This window comes from Thermomonospora umbrina, assembly GCF_003386555.1.
GTDB lineage: Bacteria > Actinomycetota > Actinomycetes > Streptosporangiales > Streptosporangiaceae > Thermomonospora > Thermomonospora umbrina.
In genome coordinates this window covers 5589411-5600289 of record NZ_QTTT01000001.1, presented here as the reverse complement: position 1 = coordinate 5600289, position 10879 = coordinate 5589411, and the positions used below count along the sequence as shown (strand labels likewise).

The 10879-nt window shown below is 73.5% G+C and carries 12 protein-coding genes; 6 read left to right on the top strand and 6 right to left on the bottom strand.

What is annotated here, in order from left to right:
* Window positions 1–3: 3 nt before the first annotated feature.
* Genes DFJ69_RS25070 through pyrR form a run of 3 tightly spaced genes read right to left on the bottom strand, consistent with a single transcriptional unit; the run spans window position 4 to window position 2899 of the window.
* Window positions 4–1338, bottom strand: coding sequence for a dihydroorotase (locus tag DFJ69_RS25070; protein ID WP_116024868.1), 1335 nt, complete (start codon window positions 1336–1338; stop codon window positions 4–6).
* Complete coding sequence (locus DFJ69_RS25065; RefSeq protein WP_116024867.1) at window positions 1335–2273, bottom strand: aspartate carbamoyltransferase catalytic subunit; 939 nt, start codon at window positions 2271–2273, stop codon at window positions 1335–1337. Before DFJ69_RS25065 ends, DFJ69_RS25070 begins: the two co-directional genes overlap by 4 nt.
* Window positions 2270–2899: a bifunctional pyr operon transcriptional regulator/uracil phosphoribosyltransferase PyrR gene (gene pyrR / locus DFJ69_RS25060; protein ID WP_425453380.1), complete on the bottom strand. Its 630-nt coding sequence runs from the start codon at window positions 2897–2899 to the stop codon at window positions 2270–2272. The genes DFJ69_RS25065 and pyrR overlap by 4 nt, the downstream gene beginning before the upstream one ends.
* A gap of 442 nt (window positions 2900–3341) precedes the next feature.
* Between pyrR and bldD the strand changes: the two genes are divergently transcribed.
* On the top strand, window positions 3342–3836 hold the full coding sequence (gene bldD, locus DFJ69_RS25055; RefSeq protein WP_103935631.1) for a transcriptional regulator BldD: 495 nt from the start codon (window positions 3342–3344) through the stop codon (window positions 3834–3836).
* A 146-nt stretch (window positions 3837–3982) separates the two neighbouring features.
* Here the strand turns inward: bldD and DFJ69_RS25050 are convergent, their stop codons facing one another.
* A complete protein-coding gene (locus tag DFJ69_RS25050) occupies window positions 3983–5398 on the bottom strand; it encodes an MFS transporter (RefSeq protein WP_116024866.1) in 1416 nt (471 codons plus the stop codon).
* A 194-nt stretch (window positions 5399–5592) separates the two neighbouring features.
* Here DFJ69_RS25050 and DFJ69_RS25045 point away from each other — a divergent pair, with 194 nt between their 5' ends.
* On the top strand, window positions 5593–6768 hold the full coding sequence (locus DFJ69_RS25045; RefSeq protein ID WP_116024865.1) for a S8 family peptidase: 1176 nt from the start codon (window positions 5593–5595) through the stop codon (window positions 6766–6768).
* Window positions 6769–7115: 347 nt separating this feature from the next.
* On the opposite strand, the gene DFJ69_RS25040 is transcribed toward DFJ69_RS25045, so the two are convergent.
* Together DFJ69_RS25040 and DFJ69_RS25035 are read right to left on the bottom strand one after the other, a co-directional pair.
* Window positions 7116–7640: an SAV_6107 family HEPN domain-containing protein gene (locus DFJ69_RS25040; RefSeq protein WP_116024864.1), complete on the bottom strand. Its 525-nt coding sequence runs from the start codon at window positions 7638–7640 to the stop codon at window positions 7116–7118.
* 297 nt (window positions 7641–7937) lie between these two features.
* Window positions 7938–8699, bottom strand: a complete 762-nt coding sequence (locus DFJ69_RS25035; protein WP_245974565.1) for a L,D-transpeptidase family protein — start codon at window positions 8697–8699, stop codon at window positions 7938–7940.
* Between the two features lie 109 nt (window positions 8700–8808).
* Between DFJ69_RS25035 and DFJ69_RS25030 the strand changes: the two genes are divergently transcribed.
* The 4 genes from DFJ69_RS25030 to DFJ69_RS25015 are packed head-to-tail and all read left to right on the top strand — an operon-like array spanning window position 8809 to window position 10870.
* On the top strand, window positions 8809–9276 hold the full coding sequence (locus DFJ69_RS25030) for a YbaK/EbsC family protein (protein WP_116024862.1): 468 nt from the start codon (window positions 8809–8811) through the stop codon (window positions 9274–9276).
* Between the two features lie 19 nt (window positions 9277–9295).
* A complete protein-coding gene (locus tag DFJ69_RS25025; RefSeq protein WP_116024861.1) occupies window positions 9296–9649 on the top strand; it encodes an arsenate reductase family protein in 354 nt (117 codons plus the stop codon).
* Window positions 9650–9703: 54 nt separating this feature from the next.
* Window positions 9704–10522 (top strand): hypothetical protein, encoded by an 819-nt coding sequence (locus tag DFJ69_RS25020; RefSeq protein ID WP_147312407.1) that lies wholly within the window; start codon window positions 9704–9706, stop codon window positions 10520–10522.
* Between the two features lie 18 nt (window positions 10523–10540).
* A complete protein-coding gene (locus tag DFJ69_RS25015; protein WP_116024859.1) occupies window positions 10541–10870 on the top strand; it encodes a hypothetical protein in 330 nt (109 codons plus the stop codon).
* Window positions 10871–10879: the final 9 nt, after the last annotated feature.

The window sequence follows — 10879 nt, the reverse complement described above, 5'->3', positions numbered from 1 at the left end:
GGGTCACTGAAGCTTTCCTTCCAGGACGGTGGGCCGGCCGCGCAGGAACGTCGCGACCACCCGGCCGGGCAGTTCGAGTCCGGTGAAGGGGCTGTTGCGGCTCTTGGAGACGAAGTCCGAGGGGTCGACCGTCGCGCGCGGCGCGGGGTCGTACAGCACCACGTTGGCGGGCGAGCCGACCTCCAGGGGACGGCCCTGGCCGTTCACGCGGCCGATGCGCGCGGGGCGGAACGACATCCGGTCGGCGACGCCGGGCCAGTCCAGCAGCCCGGTCTCGATCATCGCCTGCTGGACCACGGGCAGCGCGGTCTCCAGACCGATCATGCCCATGGCCGCGGCGGCCCACTCGGTCTCCTTGTCCTCCGCCGGGTGCGGGGCGTGGTCGGTGGCGACCGCGTCGATGGTGCCGTCGGCCAGCGCGTGCCGCAGCGCGGTCACGTCGTCGGCGGTGCGCAGCGGCGGGTTGACCTTGTAGATCGGGTCGTACCCGCCGACCTCGGCGTCGTCCAGCAGCAGGTGGTGCGGGGTGACCTCGGCGGTGACCCGCCAGCCTTTGCTCTTGGCCCAGCGGATGATCTCCACCGAGCCGGCCGTGGAGACGTGGCAGACGTGCAGCCGGGAGCCCACGTGCGCGGCCAGCAGGCAGTCGCGGGCGATGATCGCCTCCTCGGCCACCGCGGGCCAGCCGGGCAGCCCCAGCCGGGCCGACATCTCGCCCTCGTTCATCTGGGCGCCCTCGGTCAGCCGGGGTTCCTGCGCGTGCTGGGCGATCACGCCGTCGAACGCCTTGACGTACTCCAGCGCCCTCCGCATGATCACCGCGTCGGAGACGCAGTGGCCGTCGTCGGAGAACACCCGCACCTGCGCGGCGGAGTCGGCCATCGCGCCCAGTTCGGCGAGCTGGCGGCCCGCGATGCCCTGGGTGACCGCCCCGACCGGGTGGACGTCGCAGTGGCCGGCCTCGCGGCCCAGCCGCCAGACCTGCTCGACCACCCCGGCGGTGTCGGCGACGGGGTAGGTGTTGGCCATCGCGTGGACGGCCGTGAACCCGCCCTTGGCCGCCGCCCGGGTGCCGGACCCGACGGTCTCGGCGTCCTCGCGTCCGGGCTCGCGCAGGTGGGTGTGCAGGTCGACCAGGCCGGGCAGCGCCACCAGCCCGTCGGCGTCGACCACCTCGGCGCCGGCGGCGGCGAGCCCGCGGCCGACCTCGACGATCACCCCGTCGCGCAGCAGCAGGTCGGCGGGCTCCCCGCCGAGCACCCGCGCGTCCTTGATGACGAACGTACGGCTCACGCCGGAGCCCTCCTTGACGGTCGGGGGATGCGGGTTCGTGCTCATGGGACCTCCTTGCCGATGGCGGGCTCGGACCCGCCCAGCAGCAGGTAGAGGACGGCCATGCGGGCGCTGACGCCGTTGGCGACCTGTTCGACGATGGTGGAGCGCGGGGAGTCGGCCACCTCGGCGGCGATCTCCACGCCGCGGTTCATCGGGCCGGGGTGCATGACGATCGCGTGGTCGGACAGCCGGGCGAAGCGCTCGGCGTCCAGCCCGTACCGGCGGCTGTACTCGCGGACGGTCGGGAAGTACGCGGCGTTCATGCGCTCCTGTTGGACGCGGAGCATCATCACCACGTCGCTCTTGGGCAGCACCGCGTCCAGGTCGTAGGAGACCGAGCACGGCCAGCTCCCTATCGCTACGGGCAGCAGCGTGGGCGGGGCGACCAGGGTGACGTCGGCGCCCAGGGTGTGGAGCAGCAGCACGTTGGATCGTGCCACCCGGCTGTGCAGCACGTCGCCCACGATAGTGATCTTGCGTCCCTCCAGGTCGCCGAGGCGTCGGCGCATGGTGAACGCGTCCAGCAGGGCCTGGGTGGGGTGCTCGTGGGTGCCGTCGCCGGCGTTGATCACACTGCCCCGAACCCAGGTGGCCAGCCGGTGCGGCGCCCCGGAGGCCCCGTGCCGGATGACGACCCCGTCGGCGCCCATGGCCTCCAGGGTCAGCGCGGTGTCCTTGAGGCTCTCGCCCTTGGAGACGCTGGAGCCCTTGGCCGAGAAGTTGATGACGTCGGCCGACAGGCGCTTGGCGGCGGCCTCGAAGGAGATGCGGGTCCGGGTGGAGTCCTCGAAGAACAGGTTGACCACCGTGCGACCGCGCAGCGTGGGCAGCTTCTTGATCGAACGGTCGGCGACCTGGGCGAGCTCCTCGGCGGTGTCGAGGATCAGCAGGGCCTCGTCCCTGGACAGGTCGGCGGCGGAGATGAGGTGGCGCTTCACGGTGCCGACTTCCCTGGGTCGCGGTTCGGACGGGCGCCGGCCGGTCCGAGCAGGACCACGTCCCGCTCGTCGTTCTCGGCCAGCAGCACGCGGACGTTCTCGCGCATCGAGGTGGGCAGGTTCTTGCCCACGTAGTCGGCGCGGATGGGCAGCTCGCGGTGGCCGCGGTCGACCAGGATCGCGAGCTGGACGGCGCGGGGCCGGCCGAGGTCGTTCAGCGCGTCGAGCGCGGCGCGGACCGTGCGGCCGGAGAAGAGCACGTCGTCGACCAGCACGACGATGCGGTCGTCGATGCCGTCGGGGGGCAGATCGGTGCGGCCGAGCGCGCGGGCCGGCCGCATCCGCAGGTCGTCGCGGTACATCGTCACGTCGAGCGAGCCCCAGGGGACGGGCCTGCCCTCGACCTCCTCCAGGCGTTCGGCCAGCCGGCGGGCGAGCGTCACACCGCGGGTCTGGATGCCGAGCAGGACGACGTCGGCGCCGCCCTTGGTGCGTTCGAGGATCTCGTGGGCGATGCGGGTGAGCGCGCGCCGGATGTCGGGGGCCTCGAGGACCGCCTTGTGGCCTGAATCACTTTCGGCGTCGATCGGCGCGGCCGACTCGGTCGGCCGGGAGGCAGCATTCACCGCCGGAACCTCCTTTCCCGCCTCACGGGACGGGTCTTAAAGGACGTCTTGTCCCCGTCACGGTAGCAGCCCCGCCGGCGTCGCCCGCACCCGCCCCGTCCTGCGTCTTCCCTGGTGAGAGCGGTCACATCGGGGGCAGGGAGACCGAACGGGGGCGACCGGCGCGGCCGGGGCGGCAACGACGGCGCACACGGGGCCCGGTCGCCCCTCGGGACGTCCGGAAACGCCCGGAGGACCCCGAAAGGGCCCGGGCCGATTCGACCGCTTTTTTCCAATCAGCTTGACCTTCGGCCGTCCCCGTTTTACCGTCACTGTCCGTAACCATCCCTGGAGACGGGTCCGGGGCGTTCGGTCCCAGGTCCGCCTCCCTCCGGGAGCGCGGCCCGGAACCGCCGCTCCCCGGGGCCGACTACGACGAAAGTGAGCCTGGGGGGCCGCAACGATGCCGTCTGAATACGCAAAGGCTCTCGGCGCGCGCCTGCGCGCGATCCGCACGCAGCAGGGCCTGTCCCTGCACGGCGTGGAAGAGAAGTCCCGGGGGCGGTGGAAGGCCGTCGTCGTGGGCTCGTACGAGCGCGGCGACCGTGCCGTCACCGTTCAGAAGCTGGCCGAGCTCGCCGATTTCTATGGCGTGCCGGTGTCCGAGCTGTTGCCCGGCGGAGCCGCGCCGAGCCCGCTCGGTCCTACACCCAAGCTCGTGATCGATCTCGAGCGCCTGCAGCAGCTTCCGAAGGACAAGGCCGGCCCGCTCGCCCGTTACGCCGCCACGATCCAGAGCCAGCGGGGCGACTACAACGGGAAGGTGCTGTCGATCCGCCAGGAGGACCTGCGCTCCCTCGCCGTGATCTATGACAAGTCCCCGACGGAACTGACCGAGGAGCTGATCGGCTGGGGCGTCCTCGACCCCGAGGCCCGCCGCGCCGTCGAGGCGTTCTGACCCTCAGGACCTTGCGCCGCGGGCGTGAGCCCCTCCCGGGCCCGCGTCCGCGGCGGTGAGCGTCGCGCCCACCGCCGACCGTCGCGGCCCCGCCGAGAACGGCCCCCCACCGCCGACGGTCGCGGTGGGTCGTGTCGTGCCCTCGTTCAGAGCGGTTCCACGGGCGTGCCCGCACGCCCCGCTCGGCGAGGGGCGACGAACGCCAGGGCCATCGCCGCCGTCATCACGGCGGCGGCCGCGGCGAATCCCATGACGAAGCCGCCCTCGCTCGGCGTCCCGCCCGGGGCGGCGGCCGACGCGGCGACGAACGCGGCGCTGGCCTGGGTGCCCAACGACGCCCCGACCGTGCGGATCAGCGTGTTGACCCCGGTGGCCGCGCCCGTCTGAGCCGCCGGCACGGCCGCCACCACCAGGTTGGCCACCGCCGCGTAGGCGAGCCCCAGCCCGATCCCGCGCACGAGGCCGCCGGCGTGGAGCTGCCACATCGCGTCGTGCGCGAACGCCACGTACGCGTACCCGGTGAGCGTCAGCGCCGATCCGGCCAGCAGCACGGCCCGGGAGCCGATCCGCCGGTCCAGCATTCCGGCGGTGAGCCCGGCCACCGTCATCGCGACGCTGGCGGGCAGTTGGAGCAGCGCCGCCTGGGTGGCCGTCCCGCCGAACCCGAAGCCGGTGCTCTCCGGCGCCTGCACCAGCAGGGGGAAGAGGATGCCGCCGGCCATCAGCGCGTAGCCGGACAGCATCGACGCCGCGTTGGCCGTCCACACGCCGCGACGGCGCATCAACCGCAGGTCCACCAGCGGCGCGGCGACCCGCGACTCCACGAGGAGCCAGCACCCGGCCAGCGCCGCGGCCGCCCCGAGCAGCCCCAGCACCGCCGGATCGGCCCATCCCCAGGCGGGCCCCTGGGTCAACGCGGTCAGGCCGCAGACCAGCCACGCCGCGAAGAGCACCGCGCCCCACCAGTCGATCCGCTCCGCCGAGCGCCGCGGCGACCGTGGAACGATCCACCAGGCGGCCGCCAGTCCCGGCAGCAGACCCGCCACCGGCACCCACAGCAACCACCGCCAGCCGAACCAGTCGATGATCGGGCCCGCGATCACCCACGACAGGGCGCCGCCCAGCCCCAGCATCGACGACATCAGCCCCACGGCCGACGCCGTGCGGTGCGGCGGGTAGACGTCCCGGATGATCGTGTAGGCCAGCGGGAAGACCCCGCCGCCCACACCCGCCACGGCCCGGCCGGCCAGCAGCACCGGCAGCGAGGTCGCCAGCGCCGCGACCACCATCCCGACCACGGTCACCGCCAGCACCACGAGCAGGACCCGCCGCGGCCCGAACATGTCCCCGAGCCGCCCGATCAGCGGCGTCCCGACCGCCGCCGACAGCGTCATGGCGGTCAACGCCCAGGCCGCTCCCCCGGGCGTCGTCCCGAGTCCCTCCTGGATCAGCGGCAGGGCGGGTGTCACCACGGCCATCGACAGGGCGTAGGCCATCACGCCGAGGAACGCCAGCAACGGTACGACGGACCGCTCACCCGAACCGCGTTCACCCCAAGCCATGGCGAGGCCACGTTACTCACATGGCCGACAAAGCCCCCACCACGCCCCCTGACCCCGAGCGACGACCGATGTAACGCGGATCACTCTTGACGCACCCTCAAAAAAACATGATCGTCTGTGTGGAACTGTCCGACGGCCGGCCGCCCCCAGCCGGGATCGCCGGTCATCGCCCCCGCACAGAAGGGAGGACCTTCATGAGAAGGTCCGCACTCCTCGGGTCCGTCGCCGCCCTCTCACTGATGCTCGCCGCCGCCCCGCCCGCCCTCGCGGACGACCCCAAGGTCGAGGTGGCCCGCGCCAAGGAGGGCAAGGGAGTCCCCGGGCAGTACATCGTGACCCTCAAGAACGGGGCCTCGCTCGATGGGGCGCTCTCGCGCGCCAGGGTCAAACGCCCCCTGCACCGGTACGGCAAGGTGCTCAACGGCTTCGCGGCCAAGCTGTCCGCCGCGCAGGTGGACAGGCTGCGCTCCGACGCCCGGGTCGCCGCCATCGAGGAGGACGAGTACGGGACGCTGTCCGCGACGCAGACCGACCCGCCGTCGTGGGGCCTGGACCGGATCGACCAGGCGAACCTTCCCCTGGACCGGTCGTACACCTCGACCTCCACCGGCGCCGGGGTCCACGCCTACGTGCTCGACACCGGGATCAAGACCGACCATCCCGACTTCGGCGGTCGCGCCACCGTCGCCCACGACGCTCTCGGCGGTGACGGCCAGGACTGCAACGGCCACGGCACCCATGTCGCCGGCACCCTCGGCGGCTCGACGTACGGGGTCGCCAAGGAGGTCGACCTCCACTCCGTGCGGGTCGGCGACTGCGGCAACACCGTCCAGTCCGCCATGATCGCGGGGATGGACTGGGTCGCCGCCCACCACGTCGCCCCCGCGGTGGCCAACATCTCCTCGTCCTGGCCGTCCTCCGCCAGCCTCAACGCGGCCGCCGACCGACTCGCCGCCTCGGGCGTCTTCGTCGCGACCGCGGCGGGCAACGGCTACGACGACGGCCTGTTCTCTCTCCGCTTCGACGCCTGCGGGTGGTCGCCCGGCAGTGCCGAGGGCTCGACGACCGTCGCCAACAGCACCCGGACCGACCGGCAGTCGCGGAGCAGCAACTACGGCACCTGCGTCGACCTCTACGCCCCCGGCACCGACATCGTCTCCGCCGGCTTCCGCGGCGGATCCCTCACCCTGACCGGCACCTCCATGGCCGCCCCGCACGTCGCCGGAGCCGCCGCCCTCTACAAGGCCACCCACGGCGACGCCGACTACCGCACCATCCGCACCTGGCTCAAGACCAACGCCACCCCCAACGTCCTCCAGCAGTACGAGACCAGCACCCCGAACCTGCTCCTCGACACTCGGGGCCTGTGACCTGACCTCACCGCCGCCCCACGCCACGCCGCGTCCACACGCGACCCGGGGGCGGAGGGGATGAAGAGACCGCGCCGGTGGGGCCGTCAGGGGGACTCACGGCCCCACCGGCGCGGTGGGGGAAGCCGTCACCGAACCGGGGAGGGTGGTGCGGTGACGGCCCGGGGAGGCATCAGGCGCCCCGTGGGGGTCGCTCGGCGAGCGGTGCGGGTCGCGTTCCCGCCTCCGCATCGCCCGGCGCGCCCTCCGCCGAAGGCCGGGCCGGTGGGCCGCCCGGGCGTCCACGTGGCGAGTGGGCGGCCGGCGGACGTCCGCGTAACGGGTGGGCGGCCGGGCGGGTGGAGGGGTCAGCCGGGACGGGTGTCGGGGAGGGGCAGGGTGGGTTGGCCGGGGATGCCCAGGGTGTCCTCGACGAGGGAGACGAAGATCTCGGCGTCGTGGAGGAGCTCATCGGCCTCGCGGGGGGTGACGGCGCGAGGGAGGCCGGCCTCGGCGGCGGCGCGTTTGTCGGCGCCGGCGGCGAAGTAGGCGGCCCATTCGCGGAGGGCGGGATCGGCCTCCGGGAGCAGGACCCAGACGCTGCGGGGGCGCCCGCGGCGGTGGGTCTCCAGGGGTTCGCGCGCGGCCAGGACCGCGGCGGCGGCGCGCAGGGCGGCCAGGTGGGCGGACACGAAGCGGACGGCCGGGGTGACGGCCTCGGCGGCCTCGGCCAGGCACATGCGGGCGGCCTGGAGCTGGCCGCGGGCCGTGTGACCGGTCCGCGGGGCGGGCGCGGGGCCCAGGCGCGCCGCGATCGGGCGGACGGGCGCCGGGTGAACCTCTGCGCGGGCGTCGGCGTGGACTCTGCGTCGGGCGGTCGTCGATCCGGACATTCGCCTGTCTCCTTCCGGCTCCGGGCCGGCCGGACGGAGAGCTTCCCCTCACTCCGCCCGGCCGTCACGTCACGCCGGGTGCTCGCGCTGCCCCCGGCGGGGCGTGTGCCCCTCGGCGCGAGCCGCGAGCCCCGCGCCACATCGAACATGAGTTCGACGTACCTTCAGTAAACCGCCCGTGAGGCGATTCGTCAATACGTTCGAACGCGCGCCGGGATCGGGCCGCCCGCAGGGCGAGAGCCCAGGTCACCGGCACATCACCAGGAGAGCAGAGGGGTCTGACAAAACCGGGTCAGGTCACCGAGGGCGACGAAGGTGCACCGGAACGTTGGTCCCGACGACGTCCGGGAAGTCCTCGGCCACGTTCATCGGCAGCCGGACGCACCCGTGCGACGCCGGGTACCGGGGCACGTCGAGGGCCCCGTGGAAGGCGATGCCCCCGTTGAAGTAGACCGGGTTGTACAACTGCCCGAGCGGCGAGACCTCCCAACCCGAGGCGCGCCGCCCGGTGCGGAAGTCGCCGGTGGAGGTGACGGCATAGCGGCAGCGCGATCCGCCGGGCCCGGGGTCGCGGGAGCAGAACAGCTCGCCCGACCCGGAGGAGACGTGGCTGATCAGTACGGGACGGCCGCCCTTGTAGACCACCAGGTACTGACGGCGCAGATCGACGTCCACCCGGTAGGGCTCGCGGTGCTTGGACACCGGCCGCGGCTCGGCGGGCCTGTCGAGGGCCTCCCAGACCTCCCGGCCGACCGTGCCGCTCACCTTGAGACGGTTGACCTTCTGGAAGGCCCAGACCGCCATCTGCGTGGTGAGCCCGTAGCGGCCGTCGGCCTTGCCGGGGGCGTAGCCGAGCTGGTCGAGCCGCCGTTGCAGCGTCTCGACGTGCTCTCCCTTGGCCCCCGGCTTGAGCTTGGGCCGGGGCGTGGGCGTCGGAGTGGGACGGGCCGCCGGCGATCTCGTCGCGGTGGGCCGGTCCTCCCCCACCGCGGTCGTCGTCGTGCCCGAGTCCGAGCAGCCGGTCAGCGCCAGGGCGCCGCCCGCCGTCAGGGTCAACACCAGTCGTGTCCTTGTGCCCATCTGCGGCCTCCCACTGGCAGGGTTCCCTTGAAGACGAGTGATCGATCCGCCGGGTTCGTCGCCCTACGGAGACTTTAAGGTGCTTGACATGCATTCCAACGCCGAACGGGTCGCCGCCGTGCTCCGCGACCTGGGGGCGTCCGGCGAGGTCGTCGAGCTGCCGGAGGCCGCCAGGACCGCCGAGGACGCCGCCCGTCAGCTCGGCTGCCCGGTGGCCGCGATCGCCAACAGCCTGGTCTTCGCCGCCGACGGCGAGCCGCTGTTGGTGATGACCAGCGGCGCGCATCGGGTGGACACCGCCCGCGTGGCGTCCCTCATCGGTGCGGAGCGGGTCCGGCGGGCCACACCGGAGTTCGTGCGGGAGGTCACCGGCCAGCCGATCGGCGGGGTGGCCCCGGTCGGGCATCCCGCGCCGCTGCGCACCCTGGTGGACACCCGGCTCGGCGGGCACGAGGTCGTCTGGGCCGCCGGCGGCCATCCCCACACGGTCTTCCCCACCTCGTACGACGAGCTGCTCCGCCTCACCGGGGGAACACCCGCCGACGTGGGCGCCTGAGCCTGGGAGAATCGACGGCATGGAGATCTGGCACAACCCGCGCTGCTCCAAGAGCCGCGCCGCCAAGGCCGCGCTGGACGAGGCCGGCCGGGCGTACACCGAGCGTCGCTACCTGGACGAGCCGCCGACGGCGGAGGAGCTGGACGCCGTGCTGACCGGCCTCGGCGTCGAGCCCTGGGAGGTCGCCCGGCTGAACGAGCCGATCGCCAAGGAGCTGGGACTGAAGGACCTGGAGCATGACCGGGCGCGCTGGATCGAGGTCATGGCCGCCCACCCGGTGCTGATCCAGCGGCCCATCATCCTCACCGACGGCGGGCGCGCGATCGTGGCCCGCGACGAGACCGCGGTGGGCGACGCCCTCGACAGCGCCTGAGACGAGTGTGATCCTGGGGAGCGACGTGGACCGTCCGTCAGCACCGGAGCGGCGATGAGCAGCAGCATGCGCACCGGCCCGGCCGCGGCCGACCCCGAGTTCCGGGGCATCGACCCGGACGCCCTGGGCCATCTGCTGAAGCAGATGAGCGCCGCCGACCGGGCGATCCAGGCGTGGCTCACCGCCCATCCCCCGCCGCCCGGGGTGCCCACCGCGGGCCACCGCCGGGCGCAGGAGGTCTCGGTCTGGGTGATGGAGCAGCTCAGCATGCTCAACCGCCGCTACAACTACGCGATCACCCATCCGGATCCGGCCGGCGGCGTCAATACGGGCCCCGGCGCGCGGACGGGCCCGTCCGCGCCCCGTTCCGGCGGGCCGGGCGACTCGGGTTGGCGGCCCCCCAGAGGCACCACTCCGAAGGGCGCCGGCCCCGACACCGGCAACTTCCGCAACCGTAAGGACGCGCAGCGGGCCGCCCGTCTGGACGCGTTCCTCATCAAGCGGTCCCTGGAGGACGGCAAGCCGATCCCGGGCGACGTGTGGCAGCGCCTGAAGGAGAACGCCGACGACCCCGACTACACCGAGGAGCTGTACGACCGCCTCGGCCCGGCCGGGGTGGCGGACCTCATCAAGCGCGCCGCCGGGGACGAGGCGCGGTTGAAGGCCATCGCCGAGTCGCTGGGCGTCGCCAGCCACCACCTCGGCATGAACACCGCCTGGCTGAAGGCGCTGCTGGCCGAGGCGGACCGCGACGGCACCCGCGACCTGGTCCTGCGGGTGCTGCGCGACGCCGAGATGAGCCCCCGCACCGACGACGCCCTGCGCCGGCTGGGCCTGCCGCCCGCCGCCCCCGTCCCGCCCCGAGCGGGCTGACCGGGTCGAGAGGACGCCATGACCGCACCGCCCCCGGGGAGCCTCCAGCCGCCCATCGACCCGGTGACCGCGCGGCAGCTCCCGCCGAACGAGGCGCCGAACCCGGAGTACGAGCGGCTCTACCACGCCTACCGCGACGCCTACGGCAGCATCGACCAGCTCCGCCGGGCCCTGGATCCGTCGGTGAGGACGCTGGAGGGCACCGACGCCTGGATCGGCCCGGAGGCGCGCGCGTGGGGCGGCCAGTTGGAGGACAACCGCCGGACGCTCCACCAGGCCGCGGACCGGATCCTCGCCGACATGCACGCCACGCTGGTGGCGACGCCCCGGACGGTCGCCCGGGTCTAGGCTGGCCGG